Origin of the sequence: Aerosakkonema sp. BLCC-F183 (assembly GCF_041929145.1) — a bacterium.
Lineage (GTDB): Bacteria > Cyanobacteriota > Cyanobacteriia > Cyanobacteriales > Aerosakkonemataceae > Aerosakkonema.
The window spans coordinates 246,514-273,334 of the sequence record NZ_JBHFNU010000044.1; the positions used below are offsets into that span (position 1 = coordinate 246,514).

General features: G+C 45.4%; 21 protein-coding genes. 10 read left to right on the forward strand and 11 right to left on the reverse strand.

All coding sequences use genetic code 11. The features are described from left to right. Positions 1–16 precede the first annotated feature (16 nt). Entirely contained in the window at positions 17–2,065 is a 2,049-nt protein-coding gene (locus ACE1CD_RS12435; protein WP_374824400.1) for an amylo-alpha-1,6-glucosidase, read from the reverse strand. Positions 2,066–2,265: 200 nt separating this feature from the next. On the opposite strand from ACE1CD_RS12435, the gene ACE1CD_RS12440 reads away from it, so the two are divergent. Next, entirely contained in the window at positions 2,266–2,880 is a 615-nt protein-coding gene (locus ACE1CD_RS12440) for a peroxiredoxin (protein WP_190473856.1), read from the forward strand. 125 nt (positions 2,881–3,005) lie between these two features. Beyond that, the gene (locus tag ACE1CD_RS12445; protein WP_374796045.1) at positions 3,006–3,542 is read left to right on the forward strand and encodes a peroxiredoxin family protein; all 537 of its coding nucleotides are present in this window, start codon (positions 3,006–3,008) and stop codon (positions 3,540–3,542) included. A gap of 430 nt (positions 3,543–3,972) precedes the next feature. Here the strand turns inward: ACE1CD_RS12445 and ACE1CD_RS12450 are convergent, their stop codons facing one another. The 6 genes from ACE1CD_RS12450 to yidD all read right to left on the reverse strand — a co-directional run bounded on the left by ACE1CD_RS12450 (position 3,973) and on the right by yidD (position 13,322). Beyond that, the gene (locus tag ACE1CD_RS12450) at positions 3,973–7,191 is read right to left on the reverse strand and encodes a beta strand repeat-containing protein (RefSeq protein ID WP_374824403.1); all 3,219 of its coding nucleotides are present in this window, start codon (positions 7,189–7,191) and stop codon (positions 3,973–3,975) included. 522 nt (positions 7,192–7,713) lie between these two features. Then, positions 7,714–8,727 (reverse strand): ABC transporter permease, encoded by a 1,014-nt coding sequence (locus ACE1CD_RS12455; protein WP_374796243.1) that lies wholly within the window; start codon positions 8,725–8,727, stop codon positions 7,714–7,716. A gap of 53 nt (positions 8,728–8,780) precedes the next feature. Then, on the reverse strand, positions 8,781–10,442 hold the full coding sequence (locus ACE1CD_RS12460) for an ABC transporter substrate-binding protein (protein WP_374824406.1): 1,662 nt from the start codon (positions 10,440–10,442) through the stop codon (positions 8,781–8,783). Positions 10,443–10,840: 398 nt separating this feature from the next. Next, entirely contained in the window at positions 10,841–11,857 is a 1,017-nt protein-coding gene (locus ACE1CD_RS12465; protein WP_374796245.1) for a sulfate/molybdate ABC transporter ATP-binding protein, read from the reverse strand. A gap of 272 nt (positions 11,858–12,129) precedes the next feature. Continuing rightward, positions 12,130–12,483: a hypothetical protein gene (locus ACE1CD_RS12470; RefSeq protein ID WP_374796246.1), complete on the reverse strand. Its 354-nt coding sequence runs from the start codon at positions 12,481–12,483 to the stop codon at positions 12,130–12,132. A 308-nt stretch (positions 12,484–12,791) separates the two neighbouring features. Continuing rightward, positions 12,792–13,322, reverse strand: a complete 531-nt coding sequence (yidD, locus tag ACE1CD_RS12475) for a membrane protein insertion efficiency factor YidD (RefSeq protein WP_374824409.1) — start codon at positions 13,320–13,322, stop codon at positions 12,792–12,794. A gap of 158 nt (positions 13,323–13,480) precedes the next feature. Here yidD and chlP point away from each other — a divergent pair, with 158 nt between their 5' ends. From chlP to ACE1CD_RS12490, 3 genes are all read left to right on the forward strand, one after another. Continuing rightward, a complete protein-coding gene (gene chlP, locus ACE1CD_RS12480) occupies positions 13,481–14,701 on the forward strand; it encodes a geranylgeranyl reductase (protein ID WP_374796248.1) in 1,221 nt (406 codons plus the stop codon). A gap of 276 nt (positions 14,702–14,977) precedes the next feature. After that, positions 14,978–15,754 (forward strand): choice-of-anchor K domain-containing protein, encoded by a 777-nt coding sequence (locus ACE1CD_RS12485; RefSeq protein ID WP_374796263.1) that lies wholly within the window; start codon positions 14,978–14,980, stop codon positions 15,752–15,754. A gap of 483 nt (positions 15,755–16,237) precedes the next feature. Further along, positions 16,238–16,486, forward strand: a complete 249-nt coding sequence (locus tag ACE1CD_RS12490) for a hypothetical protein (RefSeq protein WP_374796249.1) — start codon at positions 16,238–16,240, stop codon at positions 16,484–16,486. A gap of 126 nt (positions 16,487–16,612) precedes the next feature. Here ACE1CD_RS12490 and ACE1CD_RS12495 read toward each other — a convergent pair whose 3' ends face one another. After that, positions 16,613–17,368, reverse strand: coding sequence for a response regulator transcription factor (locus tag ACE1CD_RS12495; protein ID WP_190474130.1), 756 nt, complete (start codon positions 17,366–17,368; stop codon positions 16,613–16,615). A 294-nt stretch (positions 17,369–17,662) separates the two neighbouring features. On the opposite strand from ACE1CD_RS12495, the gene ACE1CD_RS12500 reads away from it, so the two are divergent. Continuing rightward, positions 17,663–18,760 carry a YheT family hydrolase gene (locus tag ACE1CD_RS12500; RefSeq protein WP_374824412.1) on the forward strand — a complete coding sequence of 366 codons (1,098 nt, stop codon included), beginning with the start codon at positions 17,663–17,665 and terminating at the stop codon, positions 18,758–18,760. Here the strand turns inward: ACE1CD_RS12500 and ACE1CD_RS12505 are convergent. After that, the gene (locus ACE1CD_RS12505) at positions 18,744–19,313 is read right to left on the reverse strand and encodes a hypothetical protein (RefSeq protein WP_374796251.1); all 570 of its coding nucleotides are present in this window, start codon (positions 19,311–19,313) and stop codon (positions 18,744–18,746) included. The two genes, ACE1CD_RS12500 and ACE1CD_RS12505, sit on opposite strands and share 17 nt — an antisense overlap. 144 nt (positions 19,314–19,457) lie before the next feature. On the opposite strand from ACE1CD_RS12505, the gene ACE1CD_RS12510 reads away from it, so the two are divergent. Further along, positions 19,458–20,498, forward strand: a complete 1,041-nt coding sequence (locus ACE1CD_RS12510) for a hypothetical protein (RefSeq protein WP_374824415.1) — start codon at positions 19,458–19,460, stop codon at positions 20,496–20,498. A gap of 305 nt (positions 20,499–20,803) precedes the next feature. Next, the gene (locus tag ACE1CD_RS12515) at positions 20,804–21,373 is read left to right on the forward strand and encodes a DUF3611 family protein (RefSeq protein ID WP_374824417.1); all 570 of its coding nucleotides are present in this window, start codon (positions 20,804–20,806) and stop codon (positions 21,371–21,373) included. 175 nt (positions 21,374–21,548) lie between these two features. Here ACE1CD_RS12515 and ACE1CD_RS12520 read toward each other — a convergent pair whose 3' ends face one another. Continuing rightward, a complete protein-coding gene (locus ACE1CD_RS12520) occupies positions 21,549–22,541 on the reverse strand; it encodes a mechanosensitive ion channel family protein (RefSeq protein WP_374796254.1) in 993 nt (330 codons plus the stop codon). 340 nt (positions 22,542–22,881) lie between these two features. Between ACE1CD_RS12520 and ACE1CD_RS12525 the strand changes: the two genes are divergently transcribed. After that, positions 22,882–23,862 (forward strand): DUF389 domain-containing protein, encoded by a 981-nt coding sequence (locus ACE1CD_RS12525; protein ID WP_374796255.1) that lies wholly within the window; start codon positions 22,882–22,884, stop codon positions 23,860–23,862. A 235-nt stretch (positions 23,863–24,097) separates the two neighbouring features. Here ACE1CD_RS12525 and ACE1CD_RS12530 read toward each other — a convergent pair whose 3' ends face one another. Further along, a complete protein-coding gene (locus ACE1CD_RS12530) occupies positions 24,098–25,132 on the reverse strand; it encodes a YihY/virulence factor BrkB family protein (protein WP_374824420.1) in 1,035 nt (344 codons plus the stop codon). A 447-nt stretch (positions 25,133–25,579) separates the two neighbouring features. Here ACE1CD_RS12530 and ACE1CD_RS12535 point away from each other — a divergent pair, with 447 nt between their 5' ends. Continuing rightward, positions 25,580–26,362, forward strand: coding sequence for an SDR family oxidoreductase (locus ACE1CD_RS12535; protein ID WP_374796257.1), 783 nt, complete (start codon positions 25,580–25,582; stop codon positions 26,360–26,362). Positions 26,363–26,821 lie beyond the last annotated feature (459 nt).

Consider the following 26,821-nt stretch of genomic DNA (forward strand, 5'->3'; position numbering starts at 1 on the left):
AGGGGCGGATATAGAATCACTTTCGGTCATACCAGTGACGGATTATTTCCGCTACTGACCAAGCTTGTGCGAAGGCTCCTTGGGCAGAATGGGGAATATCGCCGTCAAAAATTTCCGAAATCGAACCCAAACAAGCCTCGTTTTGAAAGTGTTCCCGTAGAAGTTGCCAATCGAAGGGTAGTGGCGCATCTGGATAAAAGCGTTGCCAAGCTCTAATAAAAGGCCCAATCAGCCAACTCCAAACCGTACCCTGATGGTAGGCACGATCGCGGTGAATGCGATCGCCACCATAACGCCCGATATAATCTGGATCGGAGGGATCGAGACTGCGTAAACCGTAAGGAGTTAAAAGACGATCGCGTGCCACCCGCAACACCTGACGAGCTCGCTCCTCCGTAAATCCGCAATGATGTAGAGACAGGGCTACAACAGCATTCGGGCGAATCTGGGCATTGGGGCGTCCATCCGGCTCGATCGTATCGTAAAAATAGCCGGTTTCCGGATTCCAAAACTGTTTGAGCGATACCTTAACCTGTTCTGCTTGCAGGGTGTAGCGTTCCGCTTGTTTGAGAAAGCTTTCCCGCTTGTCTTGCTTTTCCCTTGCCAAACGATTGGCCCACTCGGTCGCCCAACACAAAGCCGAGTACCATAGGGCATTGATTTCGATCGGTTTGCCCCGCCGAGGTGTGATGGGTTGACCGTCAATCACTACATCCATCCAGGTAAGCGCGACACCGACAGCATCCCAAGCAAGCAACCCATCAGTAGCATCAACATTGATATTGTAAATAGTACCGCCACAGAAGGCTTTGTATATCTGTCGCACCACGGGATATTGCTCGGCCAAAAAATCCCAATCCTGGGTTGCTTCTAAGTAAAGTCCCAGTATTTCTATCCACCAAAGGGCAGCATCGATACTGTTATAAAATGGCTCAGAGCCAGCATCAGGGAAAGTATTGGGAATTAAGCCCGATTTACAGTAACGACCGAAGGTTTGCAGCAATCCTTTCGCCAAATCAAAGCGTTGAGTTGTCAGCGCCAGTCCTGGTAAAGCAATCAGCGTATCCCGTCCCCAATCGTTAAACCACGGATAACCTGCAATTACAGTCGGGCCCGCAATTGAAGCTCGGTAGGCAATAAATCGATCGCCTGCTTTGAGTAGCTGAGGCCAAATATCGTCAGTATTGGGCTTTGGGGATTGAGAATTGAGAAATTTTTCCCCTTTCCCCCTCTCCCACTCTCCTACTCTCTCCTCTTGAGCCTGCACAGCTTGCTCAAACTCCAAAGCACTAAGTCGATCGGCCCCAGGATCGGGCCATCCCACTTTTGCTTCCAGGATGAGGACTGCTCCCGGTTGCATCATAATTGTTAAGTAACCTGGGTTATAGAGGTCTTCGCGATCGCCCAAACCCCGCCGCTTCTCTTCCGGATAGCTATAATTCCAGTACCAGACGCCCTCCGGTTGATAGTCTCCATCGCTCCAGCGTAGATGCCAAGGCGTTCCTAGCCAATCCAGCTTACTTGCTTGCAGAGTGACTTGTCGCTGAATCACTAACTGAGAAAAATAGAATCCAGGTTCGCCTAATTGCTGCTGGTGAAAGTCGCGATCGCCAATTAGCGGTCGCAACCTCAAAATGGCTGCCTCTTTACCTTCATAACGATACTGTATCAAAGTGCGGTTGCAAAACTGAGGATTCGATGTTTTCCCGCTCTCCCCTGAAGATAACAATCCATAAGGCATCACCAACTGGCGAGTCAGCTGCCAGTTCTCTCCACTCCATATCCATGTGGGTACGGGGTCGATCGCAAAAGAATGCAGGTGCTGGTATCCCAAAGGTGCGATCGTACCATCTCCCCAAAAATTCGTTCCCAGCGCCCAAACTTGCCCTCCTACCTCCAGCGTCGCCTCTATGTGAGACAGCAATAAGGTGCGCCGACTGGGGGGATCGAGAGATGCTATTAACCAACCGTGATAAGTGCGGGTACGAGCATCGCTAACCGTACCGCTGGCAAAACTGCCTAACCCATTTGTCAGCAGCCATTCTCGCGTATCCAAATTGTCCATTGCTACTCAAAATCGTTATGAGTATGATATATTTGTAACAGTTCGTAAAAGTGACTTCTAAAGCTGCCTTAAATATTGCCAGCCGAGAAGTCGCGACCTAAACGATCGGTCGTTGCGCCTGTCGGTAAGCCTCTAACTACCTTACCTGCTATTGTGTACGACTCAAAGCATAACTATCTAGTAGTAAGGAGAATCCCTTCATGCCCTTAACTTACGCAGCCGAAGGATGCCTTCGGGTTGGTCAGCCTGCTCCCGATTTTACTGCAACGGCTGTGGTCGATCAGGAATTCAAGACGATTAAACTGTCTGACTATCGCGGTAAGTACGTAGTTTTATTCTTCTATCCGCTCGACTTTACCTTTGTTTGTCCAACTGAGATCACAGCCTTTAGCGATCGCTACGAAGAATTTAAGTCTATCAACACCGAAATCCTTGGCGTTTCTGTGGACAGCGAATTTTCCCACTTAGCTTGGATTCAAACCGATCGTAAGTCCGGTGGCGTTGGCGACCTGAACTATCCCTTGGTTTCCGATATCAAAAAAGAAATTAGCGCTGCTTACAACGTTCTCGATCCGGAAGCTGGAGTAGCTTTGCGCGGTTTGTTTATCATCGACAAAGAAGGCGTTATTCAGCACGCCACCATCAACAACTTGTCGTTCGGTCGCAGCGTTGAAGAAACCCTGAGAACCTTAAAGGCTATTCAATACGTCCAATCTCACCCAGATGAAGTTTGTCCGGCTGGTTGGCAACCGGGTGACAAGACAATGACTCCCGACCCAGTTAAATCGAAAGTCTATTTTGCCGCCGCTGTTTAAATTTAGGCAAAGGGCTTTTTTGTAGATTGTAAACCCCAACAAAACGGCAATAACTTCAAAGCTAGTTATGTTGGGGTTTAAATTACTTTAAATTTGTTGGCAATCGCTGAATTTCTGGTTGAATTATGTTAACTTCCACAGACTTTAGCGGCTTGTTAAATGAGCGCTTCTTCCGCAATTTTTTACCCATACCTGCCAGTAATGGGATAAATTTGGGAGAAACAACGCCAGGATTCGATCTACCCGATATCACCCACAAACGTCCCGTAAGTTTATCAGATTACAAAAGAAAGCAACTTGTTTTAATCGCTTTTACGCGCATATTTACGGAAAAACAATACTGCCCTCTGTGCTATCCCCACATTAAAGCACTGAATGAAAACTACGAGCAGTTTACCAGTCGAGGTGCTGAAGTTTTGATGATTACTAGCACCGACAAGGAGCAAAGCGAAAAAGTTGTGCAAGACTTGGGGTTGAAAATGCCTTTGCTCAGCGACTCCAGTTGCTCGGTTTTTCGCGCCTATCAAGTCGGTCAAGCGCTGGGTGCGCCTCTACCAGCGCAGTTTGTTATAGATAAGCAAGGAAAACTTATCTATAAACATCTATTTTCTTTCCTTTCCCCCAATGCCTCTGTGGAAAAGTTGCTGAAAATATTGAGTTAATTAGGCTAGGCTGTAAATCTTGTACCACCAAATTCTGGAGATCGGGAGCGATCGCTTTGCTACTAACTGTGTACGAGTAATCGGTCACGTCATTTCTCCTTCGTCAGATTTTTGCGTAAAATTACGTAATAGCACCCTTGCAATTTAAATCCTAATGAAGGGTTGATAAAGTTATGATAAACTTTTCATAAAGTATTCATGAAGTCATGCTGAAGTTCTATTTTTAAGCGTCTCGTATTTAAGTAAAATTTACGCAAAAACACGGTAATTTTAGTAAAAATTTATAATTAATAAGTAAAGTTATAGTATTTTCTCCAGATGTGTCGGCCTTAAATATTACCGCACCAAATGCGAGAAAAAATGTAGAGACGTTGCGGCCAACGTCTCTACAACAGGAGTAGTATTAATCCCTAATGCTGCCTAGCCATTTCTACATAGGAGTGGTAGAAAATGGGTTGTAAGTGACAAGCCCAGCACCAGCCCCAGCAATGTGGTTAACTCCTGTGCCGCCCACAATCGGCCCGGTGTTAGAATCCCACCAGTTATTGGTAGCATCGATCGTGCCGCTACCGCCGTGGTAGAGAGCAGCATTCGTGTTACCGATTAAATTGTTGTCATTGATAGCGACAGTAGCGGGGACACTTGTTCCATTTGCGATCGCCACACCGTTGAAAGAGTTAGTAATACTGTTGCTGAGTACATCCACCGTTCCCAGATTTAGGCCGGAAACAAGGCCAGAACTCCGCAAGCGGATACCACCCCGGTCAGCAGCGCTGCTGGTATTGGCATTGGTGATATCGTTGTTGTCGATCGTGGCATTACCGCCAGCCAACTGAATACCCTGCTGAGCAATATTGCTAATCGTGTTATGGTTAATTATCGCCATACCAGTAATCGCATCGGCAGCTACACCAGGACCAGTGAGGTTAGCGATCGTATTGTCGGTAATCGTAACCGTGTCGAACCTGAATGCCTGAACGCCACTGGTAACGCTGCCGGCAGCAGTAGTAACATCGCGAATTAAGTTGTCGATGACACTTGCTGACGAACCAGATGCACCGCTGGTATCCAGGTAGACAACACCGGTATTAAATCCCCCAGGCCCAGTAAATTCATTTTGACGAACAACGATATTGCTACCAGCACCTTGCAATCGGATCGCGTTTTCACTATTCGTTTGAATCTGCAAACCTTCAATAGTGACATTACTGAGGCCAGCGGCGAGGGTGAAAACAGGTTGGGACGCAGGCCCACTAACAACAGATGGGGCAACTAGGGAACCGTTGCTGGGGCTGATACCTGCGTTCGCTCCGCGTATAGTTAATGCCTTATCGATCGTTACAGTAGCCGGTTCCGTGTAAGTTCCTGCTTGTGCGACTAAGATGTCGTTAGCAGCAGACCCACCAACAGCGGTAGTAAAGTTATTGAAACTACCCAGGAAAGTTCCACCAGAGTTATAACGAAGGATCGGGCCAGATCCGGCGGGAGCGATCGCTAATGGATTATTATCTACAATCCTGACTGTGCTTGAGTCTGCGCCACCCACCTGATAACCGATGTCTTCAGCTACAGTTACAACTACCGATTCCGTCGCTTCGTTAACGCTATCAGTCAAGGGGGTAATGACGACAGGAGCAGAAACGGACTGACCGGCAGCGATCGTCACAGTACCAGTCAACGGTGTATAGTCAGAGCCAGCAGTAGCCGTACCCGTGATAGTATACCGGATGGGGAGGGCTTGGCTGAGATCGCCGCCAGTGCGTGCGAACTGAAATGCACCATTTCCTTCCGAACGACCGGGTTCGCCAGCGACGGGATCGAGAGCGGCAACGAAAACGACTGGTTTGTCTAGCTTTACGTCATTATCCAAAATAGTCAGGGTAGCCGTATTCTGCGTCCCGATTGTGGCACCGCCTGTGGGGTTGGACAAGCTCAAATTAACAGTCTCGTCCAGTTCCACAAGTGTGTCATCTAAAATAGGAATGGTCACAATCTTGGGCGCAGTGTCTCCATCTGCCCAATTGACTACGATTGAGCTATTGTCGTAATCTTCAGGTGATGCCAAGGGTGCAGCACCGCCGATCGCAGTGCCGTCCGCGAGGTTAACTGTCGCTGAAACTGCTCCCGCACTACCCCCAGTACGATTGAGAGTAACAGCTAATACAGGCGTGCCATCTTCGCCAACAACATATTGCGGGTTGCTAAATTCAATAGTCCCAGGCGTATCATTGTCCAGAATTGTTAGGGTCGCCGTACCCTGCGCTCCGATGGTGGCACCACCTGTGGGGTTAGTCAAAGTTAAATTGACAGTTTCGTTCCCCTCTACCAGAGTGTCGTCAACAACGGGAATAGTAATAGTCTTGGGCGTATTATCCCCAGCGGCAAAATTAACTGTAATAGGACTGTTGGTGTAGTCACCAGGCGCTGTGGCAGTGCCATTGCTGAGATTAACTGTGGCACCAACTGCTGCGGTAGTATCGCCAGTGCGAGTTACCGTCACAGTTAGCACAGGCGTACCATTTTCGTTGACGCTGAAGACAGGTTGACTGAACTGAAGGCTGGTATCGTTGTCTACAACGTTTAACGTGGCTGTATTCTGCGTCCCAATCGTGGCACCGTTTGTCGGATTGGTTAAGGTTAAGTTGATAGTTTCTGTCGGTTCGATTACGGTGTCGTCAGTGATAGGAATCAAGACAGTTTTGGGTGCAGTATCTCCATCCGCAAAATTGACGACGATGGGGGTGCTGGTGTAGTCGCCAGGAGCTGTAGCGGTGCCGTTGCTGAGGTTAACTGTACCAGATACTGCGCCAAAACTACCGCCCGTGCGAGTAACTGTCACTGCTGCTACAGGCGTGCCGTTTTCGTTAACGGTGAAGACAGGATTGCTAAATTGAAGAGAGCCGATCGTTTCTTCTGTTCCGGTATATTTGATTTGTTGAACTAAGTAGTCAGAACTATCGCTGATGTATGTCCCCGTAGAATCTGTATAGGTCGGTTGGGTAGCGCTTGGGTTAGCATAGGCTTTGGTGGAAAATCGCAGTTCGTCAAAAGCTCCAAATACCTTAAACTTGAAATCTCCATTAGTTCCATCATCGGCGAGGAAAGTTACTCCATTGGTAGCGTTTTGGATGGAGGTCTGAGTACCGCTGACAGTATTCTCATTGACCATCCGAACGCCTGTCACCTGCACCGGAGCGCCATTTTTATAGGCTTGTAAGAAACCGACTTCGGTGCCTGCTCCTTCCGCACTTTTGGGAACGAATAAGCTCAGGTCAATAAAAGCATCTTGAATTGTTTTGTTAGGAGCCCATTTGTAAGTTAGTGTTTCGGATTGTCCGGTGTTGGGGTTATAGTTGATTTCCGCCCGCACTTTGGTTGTGGCAGTCCACCAACCGTAATAAGCATTGGCGACTCCCATGCCGTATTCGTCGCCATAACTTACTGTACTACCGTTGGAAAAATTTAGATTGTTTTGGGCAGTTGTTGTCAGGTAGTCGGTTTGTATACCGTTGAAACTGGTTCCGTATATTTGGATGCCTTGATTTTGGGCAGCTGTAAGCCACTCGGCTTTAAAAGCGTTTATGCCTGTCGTGTCATTGGTATACCCAAAGTTACGACCCAGTACACCAGTTATTGGGTTAGTAGCCATAATTTATCCTTTAATTATTTTAGCGATCGAGCAGATGAAAGCCGGGAATTTAGATCTCTAAATCTTCTTCCCTAGTACTTGAAGCTACATCCGGAAAATTGCTTCAAAATTTCCGATTTAACCCTGGCTAATTTGGGTGCTGAATTAATTTGTAAAGAACCAGTATATTTAAGGATTTGATTTTATTAATTAAATAAATTTATCCGGGTTTTCTCTGATATGCTAATGATTAAAAATTTCAACTATGGCTCAATCTTAAAGCTTATTGATAGAGATTAGCTTAATTTTTATAGGCCATCTATGTGAAACTACGGTTCTCAATAAAAACTTAAATTTTTAATCTCAATAATACTGAAAAAGTTGGTAGCATTTGGCCAGCAGCTGGTTGAAAGTTGTCAAAAGTCAAAAGAAAGGGGCTAGGGGTTAGGGGCTAGGGGCTAGCGAAGAGGGAAGAGGCAAAGGGAGGAGGGAGAGAGAAGAAGAGGAATTTTGACTTTTAGATCCCCCGCTCCCCCTCTTCCTTCAGTAACGAATACGTGGGTCGATGTAGGCGTTGATGATGTCAATCAAAATGCTGGCAGTCACGACGATCGCACCAAAAAATACCATAATTCCCTGTACTGTGGGATAGTCTCGTTCGGAAATTGCCAGATATAAGCGACGCCCCAATCCTTCCCAAGAAAACGTCACCTCAGTTAACACCGCTCCTCCCAGCATCGAGGCAAAAGTAAGTCCCAAAATCGTAATCACTGGGATTAAGGCATTTTTGAGTGCATGAGACCATAAAATGCGCTTTTCTGGAATCCCTCTGGCTCTGGCGGCTTCTACATAATCTGCTTGTAGGGTTTGCTGCAAATTTACTCGTACAATGCGCTCGAAAATACCGCTGATCAGGATACCTAACGTTAAGCAAGGAAGAGCCAAATGGTGCAGGGATGTCAGTAACTGACCGAAGTCGCCGCTGAGGAGGCTATCGATCGTGTATATTCCAGTTATGTTTTCTGGTGAAGGCCCGCGTCCGGAAGGGGGAAACCAGCGCAGCTGCACGGCGAAAATCAATTGCAGAATCATCCCAAACCAAAATAGGGGAATGGCGTAGGTGACAATCCCAAACAAACGTCCGCCGACATCCAAAAAACTGTTGGGATTGGAGGCAGAAATCGCACCAAAGGTAACGCCTACGATGAGTGCGATCGCCATACTGAATGCTGCCAATTCCAATGTTGCTGGGAAGTATAGTTGAATTTCTCCCCAAACAGATTGACCGGGAATTGTGAAGGAACTGCCTAAGTCGAAATGCAGTAACGATTCCATATACCGAAAGTACTGCCACCACAAAGGATCTGCTAATCCTAAGCTGCGACGAAATTCCTCCTTGACGCTATCTGGTACGCGACTGCTAAACATTGCATCTACGGGATCGCCTGGAGTTGCTCGTAATAGCAAAAACACTAAAGTGACGATCGTCCACAGCATCAGGGGAGCTAGTAGCAGACGCGAGATAATGTAATATTGCAGGGCTTTGGAACGAGACATAGCGATTTTAGATTTGAGATTTTAGATTTGAGATTGGTTTGAAAGTCTCAAATCTAAGCTTTCTTGATTTCCCAAAGAGGTAGTTGCTGAATTGGATCTAGCTGAACGCCTGACAATCCTTTTTTCGCGAAGGCATAGTCTTTGCTTTGCCAGAGAGGAATCAGGGGGACATCTTTGGCTAAGAGGTCTTGAATTTCCGCAAAGATTTGTTTGCGCTTTTGCGGGTCTTGTTCGGTGCGTTGTTGTTTAATTAGCTGATTCATGCGATCGCTATAATAAAATGACCCTTGACTTTGACTCGCTCCCTCTTGACAACCTGTCGCTTCTGTGCCTTTAGAACAACTCAATAAAGGCTGAATGTAGTTGTCTGGGTCTGTGAAATCCGGATACCAATCCAACAAAGCGCTTTGATAAATTCCTTTGCGAATGTTGGCGAAGAAACTTGCCGATTCAACTGTTTGCGGTTGAATTTGAACTATCCCTTCCAGTTGTTGTTTGGCATATTCGCTTAACAAAGTGGCAACTTGTTGGCGAATTGCGGAACCTGAAGAATACCAGACTTCTAACTTGAGGGGGTTTTCTTTAGAAAATCCAGCTTTAGTCAGGAGTTCTTTAGCTTTGGTAATATTGCCATCGCCATACGCTTGTTCAAATGTTGGCTTATAGGCATCGAATGTTTTAGGGATCATGCTATAAGCAGGTTCTCCCTGGTTTTTGAGAACGCGCTGGTTAATCAGTTTGCGGTCTAGCAAAGAAGCGATCGCTTGTCTGACTTCCGGTTTATCCAGGGGTTTCTGCTTGGTATTCAATACCATATAATTCATCACATTGCCTTGGGCTTCGATCGCTTGCCATCCGCCAGTTTTCGAGCCATCTTGCAAACCGACAATCTGTTCCGGTTCGAGACTTTGATAGCCAATGTCTACCGTACCTGTCGTGACAGAATTATACAAATTAACCGAACTGCTGAGAATCTGAAAATCAATTCCCTGATTGGCTGGTTTTTCACCCCAATACTTATCAAAAACATCGAGGCGGATGGAGTTGGGGGTAAACTGAACCAATTTGTAAGGGCCTGTTCCTACAAACTTCGTAGGAATGAATTTACCAGTACCGATTTCGTAAGCTTTCGGCGAGACGGCGCAGACACCTGAAAAAGCTAAAAGTGATGGAAACGGTGCAAAGGCATTCTTTAAGTTAATGGTGAGTTCGTATTCTGCTGTCGCTTTTACAGATGCAACGATATCCGATAAAAGCGATGAAGGTTTGCCACCGTTTTTAATAAAACGTTCTAGAGAGAAAGCCATTGCTTCAGCGTTGAAGGGAGTGCCATCATGAAAAACAACTCCCTGACGCAATGGGATAGTGTAAGTCAAACCATCTTTGCTGATTTTGGGAAGTGCTGTAGCGAGTTGCGGTACGATTTCGTCAGTGCCTAGTTTGTAAGTGTAAAGACGATCGCCCAAGCTGTAAAGGACGTTGTTAGCTGCGAGTTCGTATGCGTCAGCAGGATCGAGGGTGCGGGGTTTGAGCGTTGTGCCTATTGTAAGGCGATCGCTGCCATTACCGGTATTGGTCGAAGTATTTGGCCCAGTGGCTGTTGGGCGTTTCCCGCAACTGATAACTAGAAAAAAACACAGACAAAACAAACCGAAAAATTTTGCAAAGGAACGAAATTGTTGGGAGGATACAGGAAACCAGTTCATTAGTACCATTCTTTTCCGAAAAACTCTCAGCCGTCAGCAGTCAGTAGACCTCTGGCAAAAATACTGGCGATTGTAAATAGCGGTTACACGAACAAAAACTGCGTAGGCAAGTTTTGTTTGTATAGCCCCAGACTTAAGTCTGAGGGCGCACGTGTACTTTTGCAAGAGGGGTATTTAATATAACCAACCAACGACTAAAAAAGGAGTACGTATTGCAGAGTTTTGACTCCGGATAAAAGCAGGGCTACTTCATTGTCGTCAAAGAAAATTGATGGGCAGGGGGGCTTTCGGAGCAGGGGGGCAAGAAAGTTTGACGATTTTTCTACACGCCACCAACATAAAAATAATTTCTTCCGCGAACATGAATTAGCCCTGCGGATAAAAGGCTCTATTGCTGAGACTGAGATCTAGATGGAATAGTACAGCGGAAACGACTTGGCACCCTTTGGTTTGACGTAAACTCGCTGTTGCGGTTGCAGTTCTAACTCGTTAAACCGTTCTCTGCTCAGATGCGCCGTCACCACCTGACCGTCATCTAATATTAATTCGGCTTGAACTTCCCAACCCAAATTAATCAAGCGAGCGACTCTGGCAGGAGCTGTATTTCCGTTTGGCTCTCGTTGCACTAAGATATCGTGGGGGCGTAAAAAGATTTCTGACTGGGTAGACTCTATCCCGCTTTGTTGGAAAATGTGGGATGTACTGGGCAATACGTTCACCGGGCCGATGAAACTCATCACAAAAGCTGTGGCTGGGTTGTCGTAAATCTCGGCTGGTGTGCCTACCTGTTCGATTTTACCTTTATTGGTGATCACGATTTCGTCGGCAACTTCCATTGCTTCTTCTTGGTCGTGGGTAACGAAAACGGTGGTGACGTGAACTTCGTCATGCAGACGTCGCAACCAAGCGCGGAGGTCTTTACGGACTTTGGCATCTAAGGCACCAAATGGTTCGTCTAGCAGTAGAACTTGGGGTTGGACTGCTAGGGCCCTTGCTAAGGCGACCCGTTGTCTTTGACCGCCGGATAGCTGGGAGGGGTAGCGATCGCCCAGACTGTTCAACTGGATCAGTTCCAGCAGTTCCTGCACCCGCTCTTCGATCTGAGATTTTGGCATTTTGCGGATTTCCAGACCAAAAGCAATGTTCTGACGCACAGTCATGTGTTTGAACAAAGCGTAGTGCTGAAACACGAATCCTATTTGGCGCTCTTGAACGCTAGTATGGGTGGCATCCTTACCAGTAATCCAGATTCTGCCGCTATCTGGCTTTTCCAGACCTGCAATTAACCGCAGCAGGGTTGACTTACCCGACCCGGATGGGCCCAACAGCGCTACCAGCGTGCCGCTTTTTACCTCCAGGTTAACTTGGTCAACTGCTTGGAAACTACCAAAGTGCTTAGATACATTCTCAACAACGATACCCACAGAAAAGAACCTCTCTGACGCGCCATTTTCAACGTTATCTCAGTCAAACCACATTTTGTAAGCCGACATCCTGGGTGACCGATCGCCTTTTGACCTTAAAAATTGCATCTCTATTGAGAGAATCTCCCGTTACCCGATGCAATTTATGTAGTATTATCTCATATAAAGCTTACTCAATACCTAAGATAAGCGGGTTTTTGAATTTCTTGTCAAAAAGATTCACAGCCAGCTTGATTAAGTTGCAAAGGCTGACACCAGAAGAGGAAAATGTCTCAGCTTCTGCAATAGACATCTGCTCCAAAAGTTCTTGTAGGGCAGGCATCCTGCCTGCCCCACAAGAACTTTTGGAGATGTCTAAATATATTTGTTGTTTGATGAGGGATGGGAGATGGAACAGCGAAGTCGATCGCTACTTCGCCTATTGTTACCTTATGGGTATTTCGATCGCCTATTGCTTTCAGCCTATGACGCAAAATTAATAGCGTACTTTCTAGCCCTTCGTGAATATCGAATAGCACCTTAATACAAGTATCCGCACGAGAAAAAGTTCTGATAGCGACACTAATTTGGTAAATGCCTTCGATCCCCATTTTCATGGATGTCATCAGCTTGGGCAGGTCGTCCATCAGCTAATCTAATTCGATCGCATCTATTTCTGCTTGGATAGCAGGTGTGGGATCGGGATAATAGATATGATAGAAGTGGTGTAAGCTAAATTAATCATACTTAGTCGTTCTCAGAGCGTAGTAAATCGGGCGAGAGAGAAATATTAACTTCTTTATTGAGAATGCCCTGAATCTCATAAAAATCTTAAATATTAAATAAATCTAAATATTAAAGTATACAAATCTTCAGATAGGGAGCTTGTAGCTTCCTCTGACACGATCGGGAATTAAGTTTTGACGGTGTTGGGCGGTTTATTGCGGTAACAGAATCAAAAACTGCAACTACCGCAAGGACTACCGCAATCCAAACCAGAGCCGCAACCAACAGCACTACAATCAATCCCAGAGGCGCAAAAGCTGCAATCGGGCAGATCGCAGCTAGGTAGATCGCAAGGAACAAGCCCGTCGCAGTTTATCCCTTCAGCCCCACATTCAACGCAATTCCAGCCAGCGTCTGTCAGGCAATTATCTTGTTTGTGGATATTATTTCTTTTGGTCTGTTCCCGTTTGACTTCATCCTCTGATTCAGAGTTTTCTATTCTGGCGCTCAGAATCCGATTAGCTTCTTTACAAGCCTGAAATCTTTGCCGGGATGCGATCGAAGCATCCCATAAACCCTTGTGGGCGATCGTCCGTTTCACATACTCAGAGCAAGACTCGCCGCCATAGAGCAATCGGTGAGCGCAGGAGAAACCTTTGCGAGGAGAAATGTGTTTCTGATAGCCTGCGATCGAAGCGCAAGCGATCTGTCGGATTCCGGAATCGAGCCAATCAGCATTCATTTGTGCAATTGGGTGCATCTAACCTAAGATACAAATCTCTTGAACCCAAATACAGATCCTTATAGAGATATTAAGGTGTGTTGCATTTTATTCACATCCATAAGAGTAACGTAGGGGTTTTCAAGACTCCGTGATACCATCTCAGCTTGTAGGTTGATGAGATTGGGAGAAAACCTTTGACGATACGGGTTGCTGTTGTTGGTTCAGGCCCAGCGGGCTCCTCAGCCGCTGAAACGCTCGCCAAAGCTGGAATTGAGACGTATCTGTTCGAGCGCAAGCTAGACAATGCCAAGCCGTGTGGCGGTGCGATACCCCTGTGTATGGTGGGCGAGTTTGATCTGCCTCTACACATCATCGATCGGCAGGTGAGAAAAATGAAAATGATCTCACCTTCAAACGTTGAAGTCGATATCAACATAAACAAACAAGAAGAATATATTGGTATGTGCCGCCGCGAGGTGCTGGATGGCTTCTTGCGCGATCGCGCTGCTTCGTTAGGTGCCAATCTGATTAACGGCACAGTTTATAAACTGGATATTCCCACAAACAACACTGACCCTTATACCATCCACTATGCCGATCACTCGGATGGCAGTGCCGAGGGGACAATGAAAACCCTGAAAGCTGATGTAGTGATTGGGGCAGATGGAGCGAATTCGCGCATTGCCAAAGCGATTGATGCTGGGGATTATAATTATGCGATCGCCTTTCAAGAACGCATTCGCCTCCCGGAAGACAAAATGGCTTACTACGAAGACCTAGCCGAAATGTACGTTGGCAACGATGTTTCCACCGACTTCTACGCTTGGGTTTTCCCCAAATACGACCACGTTGCTGTTGGTACCGGCACCATGAAGGTGAACAAAGCCGACATCAAAAATCTGCAAGCAGGTATCCGCAAACGTGCTGCCCAGAAACTGGCCGGCGGTGAAATTATTAAAGTAGAAGCTCATCCAATTCCAGAACATCCGCGTCCTCGCCGCGTTGTGGGTAGAGTCGCGCTGGTAGGAGATGCCGCAGGTACTGTTACCAAGTCTTCTGGCGAAGGTATTTACTTTGCCGCTAAGTCTGCCAGGATGTGTGCCGAAGCGATCGTCGAATTCTCTAACGGTGGCACCCGCATCCCCACAGAAGCCGATCTCAAAGTTTACTTGAAACGTTGGGATAAGAAATACGGCCTCACTTACAAAGTGCTGGACATCCTGCAAACCGTATTTTATCGCTCCGACGCTACCCGCGAAGCTTTTGTGGAAATGTGCGCTGATAAAGATGTGCAGCGCATGACCTTTGACAGCTACCTATACAAAACAGTTGTGCCAGCAAATCCCTTGATTCAGATGAAAATAACCGCCAAGACGATTGGCAGTCTGCTGCGGGGTAATGCCCTAGCTCCTTAGAAATAGGTAAGTTTGGTGGTGGGAGGCTAAGAAACTGCCAGATCCGCTAATAGCAGTAGGGTATGCGATCGCGCACCCTACTTTTTTGTTTGTTTATAAGTACAAATTCTACAGTAGCCGTATTTTTTAATACTTTTATTTGTTAACTATATAGCGGTAATTAAGGTTGAATACTTGCTCCTAAATTAAGTACCTTGGGTTTGCAGAGTACTAAAAAGTAGAATTATGTCCTTACATTCTCGCCCATTTAACCCGCTCGTGCGGCAAGTTAAAAATATGGCCACACCACGAGCCAACTTTGGGTTATCAGGTGCAGCTGTCACCGCTGCTGTGCTGGTAAGTTTTGTCAGTCAAGCGCAAGCTATTACCTTCTTAGGCACATCCTCCGGTCAATGGGGAATGCCTGAAAATCCTTCTGCCAGTACGGTTATTTCCAGTCAGAATGGCGGTATAAATAATCGTCTGTCATGGGGTAGAACCGATAACTGTTCGACCTGTACCCCATTCAACAATTATGTCCAGTACGATGGTATAGGCTTCAACACTGGTGTAGGTAGCCTTTTCAATCTTGGTAATCTCAGTTACCGGAATGGCTCTGTTTACGATGCTTTCGACGGCGACTTTCCTCTCAGCATTACTTTGTCTTTGACAAATCCTGTCAGCAACTCTACTACTTTTGACTTCTCGTTCAACATCTTCAACTCGCCCAACAACAGCGGCAATCCAGTTATAGATGGAGATAAACTGCGTTTTTCCACGGCTGGAATATCCAGCCAGACGTTCAAGTACGATGGAGTCGATTACACCCTGGAGTTGTCCGGCTTTTCTACAGATGGCGGTCAAACTCTAGTCAGCGAGTTCAACTCTCCAGAAGGGACTGTCGCCTACGCATCCCTGTACGGGAAACTAACTGCTCTGGAATCGACTGAATTGCCTGAATTACCTGAAACGCCTGAATCACCGCAACAGACAATTCCTGAGCCTGCTGCTTTGGCTGGTTTATCTCTGTTGGGAATTTACTTTGCCACCCGTCGTCGTAGCCGAAACATTTAAATGCTGCAATCTCAGTCTTGCTCATCAAGCAGCTGAAATGGCTCTATTTGCGTATATTTGCGGAAACTGCGCTGCTCGTTTAGCAAAATTACTGTTGAGCCAGTATGCAGAAGTTTTCAGTTGATTAGCACATTTGCAGCAGCCTCAAATATTACTGCACCAAATGTCCGATATCTATGAATTACAGCCCATAAACCCGGTTTTTGCGAGAAACCGGGTTTCTTTGTCGCTCATTCACCTGAAAAGGACTGTATAAGCTTAAAAATATATCCAAAAAGTCTTGTGCATAGTTTTTTATAAAGATTGCATAAAGCTTAAATAAAGAATCTATGAAGAAAAATAGTTTCTGGTGTTTGTAAAAAGCCTTTTGTGAAATATCGATAAAGATTGAATAAAGAATTAGTAAATACGTAAGTACAAGTTTGGCAAGCCCTACGTAAATCTACTAGCTTTAAGAAGTTACTTCTATTGAGTAAGAAAATTATGAAATTGCAATTAGAAGATACACTTAAGCTATCTAAGTTTTTTTTGGCGATCGCCGCTGCATTATTAGGTTTACAAGATCGAGCACAAGCGATAAATTTCTCAGGCACAACTTCTGGTGAATGGGGACTTCCTCTTATTTCCAGTCCTACATCAGCTATTTCCATTACTAGCCACAATGGCGGTACAAATAACCATAATCCTAGATACCTGAAAAGTCTGAAAAAGCCATATATCAAAATACGGTAGGACATACCGAAATCAATGCTTGCAAAGAAACGATCCTATACTTAAACCTGGAACAGTACTTAAGCAAGAGCATTTGCTGAAGCAAAAATCCCCCGCCACAACCGTTTAGGTTTGGCGGTGGGAGTGTCAAGATTTTCCACCTTCTACACTTAATGAAGTCGTATCCGACCCCATTTGCTCGCGGCTGGGTAACTCCAAGCAGTAACCAGCACCGTACACTGTTTTGATGTAACGCGGGTGGCGCGGGTCTGGTTCCATCTTGGTTCTCAGGTGTCGGATATGTACCCGAATAGTTTCAATATCATCATCTGGGTCATAACCCCAGACTTCCTTGAGAATTTCGCTAGGAGAGACAGTTTGACCGTGACGTTGGAGTAAGCAGTGGAGTAGCTCAAATTCTAAATGAGTTAGTTTGATAGTCTGACCGAACCAAATCGATTCAAACCTTTCCGGAACGAGGGTCAGAGGGCCGTAGTTAAGGATTTCGGCGTGTTTGGCAGCTTGGGGAATGCGATCGGTACGTCGCAGTAGAGCTCGCACTCGTGCCAACATTTCCTCTATTTCAAACGGCTTGGTCATGTAATCGTCGGCACCAGCATTTAAGCCTTCTACCTTATCTTGGGTTTGACCCAAAGCCGTCAACATTAACACAGGGATATCGGCGGTGCGCTCATCCCGACGCAGGCGCTGGCAAACAGTAAAGCCATCCACCTTGGGTAGCATCAGGTCTAGCATGATCAAGTCTGGCTGTATTTGCAACGCCAAAGCCTGACCTTTTATGCCATCTTCTGCTTGACTGACATCGTATCCAGCCATTTCCAGATTGACGGCGACTAATTCTGAGATAGCGGGGTCATCGTCGATGACGAGTATCCGAGGCATCATTATATAGCTTTGACTAAGGTGTTTTTTTAAGGTTCTATAAGAACCTGTTAAGGCATCCAAAGATTCCTGTACAGATTATAAGCAAGGATTCTAAATTCTTTCTAAAGAAGGCCAAGTTTTATTAAAGCTTTACAGCTACCAGCAGATGAAATTTCGTCGTTATGGGTTATTCAGCTACTGGGGACGGATTGGTGCGACTGGTTTCGATCGGGTGAAAGAGGTGGATTTGGATCGGCTGGGCAACTGTGCTGGTATCTTGAAGTAGTTTGAGATTGCAAGATCTGTTCCGATATGCCAATTCCTGCTTACATTCCGCCAAAGTCAGTTAGAAACGGTTTGGCCATGACGCTCTACACTGCTCTATGGGCTAGTCGTAAGTGGGAAAGCACTATTACCGAGCCGGAGCCGCCTTACCAAGAGACAATCTTTGCAGGTGCTGAAGATGTGCCGATTTTTGGTCTTGTGGCAATTCCCGACAAACCTCGCGCTACGATCGTCGGTACTTATGGCATTACAGGCTCTTTAGATAATCAATGGTTTCTCAGACTGCTGGGACGCAAAGCTTTCGCTAGGAGTTATGCAGTAGTTCTGTTTGACTGGCGGGCTCACGGTAAAACGGCTTTGTTATCTCCGACGCTAACTTCTGATGGATTGTACGAGGGAGAAGATTTTGTTCGCGTTGCGGCTAAGGCTAAAACAATGGGGTGCCCGCCGCCGTTTTGGTTTGCGGGGTACTCTCTGGGAGGACAGCTGGCGCTGTGGGGAGTTAAAGCAGCAGGCGAGTGGGGGAGTAACTCCAGCCCGTCCCGCGAGGAGGGAAGAGGAGAATTTGGCTCAGCACTCAATTTTGAGGATATTGGGGGAGCTGCGGTTATTTGTCCGAGTTTAGACTCAAATCGTTCCCTTTCTTATTTAGTGAAGCATCCTTGGGGTAGGTACTTAGAAAAGGCGATCGCACGGGAACTGAAAAAACTGGCTTGGCGTATTTACTCAGCTCACCCAGACGCAATCGATCCGGATGCGATCGCACGCGCTAACAGTATCTGGGGTTTCGATCGCGAATTGGTAATCGAGAGATTGGGCTTTCCATCTGTAGAAGCGTACTACGAGGCTAGCAGTGCCCTGCACATACTGCCACACTTAAAAAAACCGACATTGATTTTATACGCCGCAGACGATCCGATGTTCGATCCGACGATAATACCTGACTTGCAAGCTGCTGCTCAAAATCCTGATATTAACTTGGTATTAACTCAGTATGGCGGTCACGTTGGCTACATCAGCAGTAGGGCTTGCCAGGGCCAAGCGGGAGACCCAGACCGTTGGTGGGCTTGGAATCGAGTTTTGGAGTGGTGCGATCGATGTCAGGATGTTAAGTCGCTAACTTGACTAAGTACTGTTCAAAAACTTGGACAAAACCAATTGCGACTTGAATTAAAGGCCAGCCTACCAAACAAATTATCGCTGCCGATCGAGTCTTGATATCTAAACCTTGACGAACTGCAACGATCGCCGCGAGCAAACTCCAGACGGATAACACCAATTCGATGGGTCGCCCTAACAAAGGAATCACCGTTAAAAAATTCAGCACTTGGGGAGAATAGGCATAGCCGATCGGAATTAGCAGATCTTTATAAGTGACATGATTTGGTTTTAGCCACTGCCCTATTTTTGATATAGTTAAAGTCCAAAAATAGTAGCCTCCAACCACGCTGAGTTGATCGATTACAAGTGCCAGAATTAAGATCTGCAACGTAGCCCGATTGATTAATAATATTATGGCACTGCCCAAGGCATGAGATACTGCTGCTAAAGTGACGATCGCTAAAGCTCTCCTGGCTCTTTTAGGTGTATTGTGAGCATTCTCATAAAAATTGGCATTTAAAGTTAACGCTTTCCAGATAGTCTTCCCTAAACTCCCTTTTGACTTCTGACTGTTCACAGCTAAATTTTAATACCTTAGATAGATGACTGCATTGATTTTGTTATTATACTGTTTAGTTTGGCAAAAAACAATAAAAAGTTCGAGCGAAGTCTGGATTTATTTGCTGACTGTAAACTTGGTGATGCACCCAAACAATAGAAAATGCTTCAGTTAATTTGGCGAATTTTACTTTGGCTGCGAAGCGGAACATTAAATTTGTTGATTTTAGCAGGAATATTACTTTTAATTTGGGGGATATTCTCACCCGTCGGAACTATAGTTTGGTGGGTGAAGGAAGGTTCGGAGAGTCTGGGTTTTAAACCGGAAGGGTCTAAAAACTTGCCAGCAAGGAAAAAATTGAATTTCGTTGCTAAATCTGCAAATATAAATTGTTATATAGTTTTTCTACCCGGAGTAGGAGATTTTTCTGCGGATGAATTAACTCCTGGAGAAGAAGAATTTCTAAACCGTTTGATTAAGAGCCATGCCAATTGCGTAGCGGTCAGCGATGTTTTTCCCTATTCAGCAGCTAATGAAAGTTTAGGAGGAAGAAGACCCTTAGCTCCATTATGGCGATTTGCGAATCGGGCAGATGGCTGGCTGGATATGGCAGACGTGCTGATTAAAATTCGCAATTTGTGGCGATTTGCGATTTCCGCAGACGATCGCTACGGGCCGATCTACAATCAGGGAATCGCGACTGCTATTATCGATCGAATGCAAGCGGCACATCCGATTCCTCAGTCTAGCAATCAACCGTTTAAAATTATACTTATCGGCACTAGCGGAGGCGCACAAGTCTCGTTGGGAGCGGTTCCCTACCTTCACGAGTGGCTGAATGCAGAAATTAATGTTGTTTCTGTAGGTGGTGTATTTGCTGGGGATAAAGGTTTTAATGTATCCCAGCATATTTACCACTTGCGAGGTCGTCGAGATTGGGTTGAAGATATAGGTCGCATTGTGTTCCCATCCCGTTGGCCTTGGACTGTTGGTTCTCCTTTTAATCAAGCAGTTCGGGACGGTCGTTACACAGCAAAAATCTCTGGGCCGCATAACCATGATGGCCCTCAAGGATACTTCGGTCAAGATTTAGCCAAGGGTAAAGATATTTCCTATGTAGATATCACGCTGGAAGAGGTTAACAAGCTTCCGATTTGGTCTGTGCAAAAATCATCAGCAGTGAGGCAAGGGAAAAGCGATTAGGGAATGGAGACAGGGGTGATTTTATTTTGCGATTTTAGCAATTTGAAATCATTCAAGCTCCCATCCCCTTTTAGGAAATTACCAATAAATAGCCAATTAGAAATCGACCGCTAGTGGGAATATTGACGAAACGAAAAAAATTGCGATCGCTCTCTCTTTCGGCGGGGGTATAACCGAGTATATAGAGGTATTCTGCAAGAAAAGAGTAGCTTAGTTTTCGTATAGGGTAGGCAGCTATACCCTTTGGGTTGAGACGTGGCCTATTTCTGGAAAAACCGCTCTAGCAATTCTCAATAGAGACAGATATGCAAACTCAGTCAGAAACATCCTTACTTACCCCAACAAAGCAAAAAGTTATCACCCTATTTCGCCTACTAGGCTGGCTTAGCTTCTGGGTAGAATTAGGTTTGGCTATAGCTTCTGGCTTAGCTTTGTTATTTTCTATCTCTGGAAGAAACTTCGCGACAGAAACTAATGCCGGACTGGGAGTAGGGATATTTTGGGCTGTCGCTGGACTTTTGGCGCTGTTGTTCAGCATATTTTTAGCTTTCCGTTACACGCGCATAGCCAAACATTTAGCAAATCGTAATTCAGGGGTGCATCCAAAAAAAGCAGATACTATGCAAATGTTGCGACTGGGTGCGATCGTTAGTTTGGTGGGCATATTTTTATGCCTTTTAGGCGCTGGCGCGACTGTAGGTGTAATGGTGGCAAAAGCTGTATCTCAACCTCCTGGCGTCGCCATCACCGACCCCAACAAAATTATTCGAGCGCTTGACGTTTTTGTAGCCGTAGCGAATATCAACGGTATTGCCGCTCATTTTGTGGGTGTTGTAATTTCACTTGGTTTGTACAGTTGGCTGCATCGCGATTAGTAATGAAAAGTGCTAAGCAAATAAGAGAAATATTACGGTCAATTAATACGCGATTCTTGCGGCTCAACATCCCTAGATTTTGGGCGGGTTCGTTCTTGCAATGCCCACAAACTTAATAACGCTGCCATTGTAGCACCAATGCTATCCATAACTAAGTCGCTTATCGTATATTTCCTCATTCGTTGCCGTTACCATCTCTTTGCGATCGCATTTCTGCCAATTTTCGGAGAGAACCGCCAATACTGCGAGCTTTCGGGACTTGAGCTTTACCTGCGGGCCATCCTTCGCGCTGACGGGAGCGATCGCCATCTGTCTCTTCCGTTTGGTCGTGAAACAGAATCTGCTGTGTTGGGAAAGGCAGATCGATACCGTTGGCAGTCAGCTTGTTTTTAATTGCAGTCAGAACGCGATCGCGCATATCGAGAGCATCTGCGCGTCGGGGTGGTTGAATCCACCAGCGAGCGCGGATATTCACAGTACTGGAAGCGAGTTCCATTGTCAGCACATCGGGAGCGGGATCGGCCAAAACTCCATCGACACTGTGCATTGCTTCTAGAATAAGTTGTTTGGCGCGATCGATATCATCCCCATAGCCGATCCCGATATCGTATTCTAAGCGGCGTTTTTCAAAAGCAGTGTTCACCATCACCGAATTAGTAAAAAGCTCAGAATTAGGAATGACAATGCGACGACCATCGTAAGTCCTAATTGTGGTAGCGCGTGTCTGGATGTTTTCTACCGTTCCCTCATAACCTTTAAAAACAATTTGGTCATCAATCTGGAAAGGTTCCGTCAAAAGAATCAAGATACCAGCCAAAAAGTTCTGGAGAATATCGCGAAATGCGAAGCCGATCGCCACACCGCTAATACCCAGCAGTTGAATCAAATCTCCTGCCTGGAATGTTGGTATGACAATGGATAAAGCCACAAATAGACCGACTAAAATCACAATTCCCTGCGATAAACGCCCCAACACCAGTCCCAGATTCCTAGCCTGCCGATGCCTTCTGGTCAGACGTTTGACGAGCGACTTAATTTTACTGCCTGCGAAAAAAAACAGTGCGAATACGATCGCCGCCAGCACAATGTTAGGCAACATTACGATTAGACCGTCTATCATCCCCTGAATCTTCGCCCATGCTGTTAATGCTGATTCTTGGAGATTCATAACACCTGCCTGCCCTGTAAAACTTCGTTGATAGTAATCAAAAATAAAATAATTAAAATCTACCCCTGGGAAGTAAATAGGCGTTTCATACTGCTTGTTGAGGAATATGTATACCAAGAAGGAACTTTTGAGGATGTCCTAGCCTGACACCATATAACTTGATGTGACTGCAAAATTTGTCCCTAGCTTACCAGGGCAATATTACTAAATTTATATGCGATAATGAGTGGTTTGAGACTGAGCAGATTGCTTTGGTGTCTAATTGTTAAGTATTCGTTCATACTTGTTTGCCGAGCAGGAGTCTATGTTGTTGAACTCTATCCGACTCAGGTTGAAAAAAATGCAAAGGCGCGAAATCCAGCCTCAAAATGTAGAGCAAATCCAAATAGAACTGTTAGAAGAATCAAGTTTAGATACTAACTATCTTGTCTTGATTTTAGGCTCGTGCGTAATTGCAACTTTGGGGCTGTTATCCAATAGCGCTGCTGTAATTATTGGCGCAATGATTATAGCTCCTTTAATGATGCCTATCCGAGGGTTAGCGTTTGGAGCATTAGAAGGAAACGTTGTTTTAGTTCGTAAAGGTTTGACGGCGATCGCAGTTGGGACAGTTCTAGCAACTGTTTTAGCTATGTTGCTGGGTTTTTTGGTAAGACTGCCCGAATTTGGCAGCGAAGTAATAGCGCGTTCCAAACCGAATTTGCTAGATTTGGGAATTGCCGTAGCAGCGGGAGGAATTAGCGGTTTTGCTAAAGTTCAGCCCAAAGTTTCTGGGACTTTAGCTGGAACTGCGATCGCAGTTGCTCTCATGCCACCAATTTGTGTAGTTGGGTTGGGTTTAGCTCAAGCAAATTGGTCGCTCAGTCTGGGTGCAACGCTGCTTTATCTTACCAATTTACTCGGCATTACTATCTCGTGTATGTTCACTTTTTTAATAGCTGGCTACACCCCGCTGCATCGCGCCCACAGAGCGCTTAGTTGGGCTTTAGCTTTTACGGTCATACTTATCATTCCTTTGGGTATCAGTTTTGTAGAATTGCTCAGACAAAATCAACTGGAAGCCAGCCTTAGACGGGCCTTACTCAACCGCACGATTACTTTTCAAAACGTTGAACTAATTAAAACGAATACAAACTGGCTAGCCAATCCACCAGAAGTGCGTTTGACAGTTCGTAGCAAGGAAACTTTAACGCCAAAACAAGTGCTACTTTTAGAAAATTTTGTAGAAAAGGAAATGAAACAGCCGTTTACCCTCATATTTGAGGTCAGCCAAATTGAAGAAGTCAGACGAGACGACCCCGATAGTGGTACTTGGGAGTAGAAAGTTTAGACTTACGATTGGCCAACTAAACTCTCTAGAGGCCGCGCAACGGACTATTGTCCGTTGCGCTCTAACCAACTTGTTTGAAGAGCATTTGGTTAGACAAATACAATTACTATATTATGATGTTTGTTTGCATAATGCAAGAGGTTTTCCAAAAATTTTTACCAAGTAGCTCGGCACGATCGAAAGCTCGATCTGCAAAGCATTTATGGCAGAAGAGTTAAAGCACTTCTTAGCGATATCGATTCTTCCTTTTGCCGCTAAATCGTTGCAGAAAACCATACCATCCAGAACGTTTGGACATCCTTCTGTTGCTCCGGTTGGTGCGTTCTGATTCTGATGCCGCTTCGATATCGTTGGTGCGAGGAATTTCCTGTTGTCGGCGAGCTTCATCAGTGAGAGATATGGCATTTTTATCGGGGACAATTTGAGAGCCATATTTTCTGGCGTAAACTTGAGTGAACTCTGCGCCGAAAAAGAGAATTTGGGCAGCATAGTAAACCCAAGCCAGGATAACGACGATCGATCCTGCTGCGCCGTAAGTCGAACCAAAACTGCCGTTCCCCAAATACAGCCCCAGCAGAAACCTACCGATGGAGAACAGCAGCGAAGTGATAGCAGCGCCAATCCAAACATCACTCCATGCAATTTTGACATCTGGCAAGAATCGATAAATCATCGCAAACAGCAGCGCAGTCACACCGAAGGAGATAACAAAGTTGGCCAACTGCCACACAAAGTCAATACCGGGCAGCAAGTGGCTTAAATAAGAATTAAGTCCTGCTAATACGGCACTAATAATCAGCGATACCAGTAATAAAAAGCCTATTACCAGCACCATTGCGAAGGATAAAAAGCGTTTGCGAATGAAGCCTTTAACGCCAAGATCTGGTTTTGGCGCTACTTCCCAAATAGTGTTGAGGGCATCTTGCAGTTCGCCAAACACGCCAGATGCGCCGAACAGTAGGGCGATGATGCTGATAATGGAAGCAATAGTCCCAGTCGCTGGTTTGTTGGCGTTTTCAATTGCCGTCTCGATGACTTCTGCCCCGCTTCTGCCTACCAAACCTTGAATTTCGGTAACGATTTGACCCCTGGCGGCTTCTTCGCCAAATACAGAGCCTGCGATCGCAATGACGATAATCAACAGAGGTGCGATCGAGAACACCGTATAGTAAGCTAATGCTGCCGCCAACCGCGATGCTTTATCTTCATTCCATTCATCAAAAGTTTCTTTCAGCAATCCCCAAATCGTCTTTAAATTCATGGGCACCGCTCTTTTCCGGGAAAGGTTATTCTGTGTAGAGGTACGTTGGCGCATCTTCTCGCTCTTAATTGAATATTTCCGACTTATTTTCTGGTTTACTGCCTTCAGGTATAAGAGCGCATCTATCGCATGAGCGAAAATTTGTCAAATTTGGAAAATTAGTGAGATTTTTTCGATAAGCTTGCCAAATTCTACCTTCAGACCGATCGAAAAAACTTTAGTATTATGCTTTCCTTAAAATGAGAACCGATTGTTGTTATATAAAGTCCTAGCTTGTGGTTATTGCAGTGTAAGGAAGTGGCCAAACCGAAGGTGAAGAATTTGGCTTTTGTCTTTAAAGTTATCCCTCTAGGGAAGAATTGCAATAGCGATATCGAGGACATGATATGGAAACGCGGCTATATAGCTGCTGAAGAGTTTTAAAACATTTACCAAAGCAGGATAAATATGCAACTAGCAGGAAGAGTGGCACTTATTACGGGAGCGGGCTCGGGAATTGGTAAAGCAGCAGCTGTGTTGCTGGCAAAAGAGGGTGCAAAAATTGCGGCGCTGGGGCGTACAGAAGGTGACATTGGTAAAATTGTCGCTCAAATTGAGGGAAATGGTGGGGAGGCAATCGCATTATTAGCGGATATTTCCCAGCCAGATGAGATGCAAAAAGCCATCAAGAAAATTGCAGATAAGTGGGGACGGATAGATATTGTTTTTGCAAATGCAGGTATCAATGGAGTCTGGGCACCGCTAGAAGAGTTGACGCCGGAAGAATGGGATAAAACTCTAAATGTCAATCTCAAAGGCACATTTTTAACTGTTAAATATGCCGTACCTTATCTTAAAAAACAGGGTGGCTCAGTTATTATTACCTCGTCGGTTAACGGTACCAGAATGTTTAGCAATACCGGTGCGACTGCCTATTCATGTTCTAAAGCTGCACAGGTTGCGTTTACAAAAATGGTGGCGTTGGAACTGGCGGAACATAGCGTCCGCGTGAATGTTATCTGTCCGGGTGCGATCGAAACGAATATAGACGAAAACACGCAACGGCGCGACCTGGATAAAGTCAAAGAACCCGTTGAGTTTCCGGAAGGGGAAATACCGTTAACTGACGGCGACCCGGGAACTTCAGAACAGGTGGCACAGTTGGTACTATTTTTAGCTTCGGAGGCTTCCAGCCATATTAGCGGCACAGAAATTTGGATTGATGGGGGGCAGTCGCTGCTACAAGGGTAGAGGCTTACGCATAAATTTAGTTGATTTGAATTGTGTGTAAGTCTAATTCATAGAAGTAACTCAAGTTGCCATTTAGCTGCAAATACGGATGTTGTTGCGCTGAAGCGCTCGATCGCAACAACATCCGTATCCTAAGTAGCAACTTGCGTTAGTACAAAGCCCGCGCTCGATAAAAATTTTTTAATTAAACGAAATAATTTATTAATCAAACATGATTATTGCTTTTAGTATAGGATTCTTAATAAGATATAAAATTAATTTCCAGAATTATTTATTTTATCATATCCATTGAGAAGGAGCCTCAAAGAGAGGGCTTTCACAAAATAAAATGATATATTTTACTACTCGATCGTATATGTTTATATTAAGTTTAGTTGAAAAATTATGAATCTCCACCACCAAGAGTCAAGCTAAGAGAGTAAAATATTTTTTTAGCTTTGGCTTTATATGGCCAAGGGC

What these genes read in the sequence shown, in the direction of transcription:
- ACE1CD_RS12435 (WP_374824400.1), bottom strand. Translation starts at nt 2,065, where the DNA reads ATGGACAATTTGGATACGCGAGAATGGCTGCTGACAAATGGGTTAGGC.
- ACE1CD_RS12440 (WP_190473856.1), top strand. Translation starts at nt 2,266, where the DNA reads ATGCCCTTAACTTACGCAGCCGAAGGATGCCTTCGGGTTGGTCAGCCT.
- ACE1CD_RS12445 (WP_374796045.1), top strand. Translation starts at nt 3,006, where the DNA reads ATGTTAACTTCCACAGACTTTAGCGGCTTGTTAAATGAGCGCTTCTTC.
- ACE1CD_RS12450 (WP_374824403.1), bottom strand. Translation starts at nt 7,191, where the DNA reads ATGGCTACTAACCCAATAACTGGTGTACTGGGTCGTAACTTTGGGTAT.
- ACE1CD_RS12455 (WP_374796243.1), bottom strand. Translation starts at nt 8,727, where the DNA reads ATGTCTCGTTCCAAAGCCCTGCAATATTACATTATCTCGCGTCTGCTA.
- ACE1CD_RS12460 (WP_374824406.1), bottom strand. Translation starts at nt 10,442, where the DNA reads ATGGTACTAATGAACTGGTTTCCTGTATCCTCCCAACAATTTCGTTCC.
- ACE1CD_RS12470 (WP_374796246.1), bottom strand. Translation starts at nt 12,483, where the DNA reads ATGGACGACCTGCCCAAGCTGATGACATCCATGAAAATGGGGATCGAA.
- yidD (WP_374824409.1), bottom strand. Translation starts at nt 13,322, where the DNA reads ATGCACCCAATTGCACAAATGAATGCTGATTGGCTCGATTCCGGAATC.
- ACE1CD_RS12485 (WP_374796263.1), top strand. Translation starts at nt 14,978, where the DNA reads ATGGCCACACCACGAGCCAACTTTGGGTTATCAGGTGCAGCTGTCACC.
- ACE1CD_RS12490 (WP_374796249.1), top strand. Translation starts at nt 16,238, where the DNA reads ATGAAATTGCAATTAGAAGATACACTTAAGCTATCTAAGTTTTTTTTG.
- ACE1CD_RS12495 (WP_190474130.1), bottom strand. Translation starts at nt 17,368, where the DNA reads ATGCCTCGGATACTCGTCATCGACGATGACCCCGCTATCTCAGAATTA.
- ACE1CD_RS12500 (WP_374824412.1), top strand. Translation starts at nt 17,663, where the DNA reads ATGCCAATTCCTGCTTACATTCCGCCAAAGTCAGTTAGAAACGGTTTG.
- ACE1CD_RS12510 (WP_374824415.1), top strand. Translation starts at nt 19,458, where the DNA reads ATGCTTCAGTTAATTTGGCGAATTTTACTTTGGCTGCGAAGCGGAACA.
- ACE1CD_RS12515 (WP_374824417.1), top strand. Translation starts at nt 20,804, where the DNA reads ATGCAAACTCAGTCAGAAACATCCTTACTTACCCCAACAAAGCAAAAA.
- ACE1CD_RS12520 (WP_374796254.1), bottom strand. Translation starts at nt 22,541, where the DNA reads ATGAATCTCCAAGAATCAGCATTAACAGCATGGGCGAAGATTCAGGGG.
- ACE1CD_RS12525 (WP_374796255.1), top strand. Translation starts at nt 22,882, where the DNA reads ATGCAAAGGCGCGAAATCCAGCCTCAAAATGTAGAGCAAATCCAAATA.
- ACE1CD_RS12530 (WP_374824420.1), bottom strand. Translation starts at nt 25,132, where the DNA reads ATGAATTTAAAGACGATTTGGGGATTGCTGAAAGAAACTTTTGATGAA.
- ACE1CD_RS12535 (WP_374796257.1), top strand. Translation starts at nt 25,580, where the DNA reads ATGCAACTAGCAGGAAGAGTGGCACTTATTACGGGAGCGGGCTCGGGA.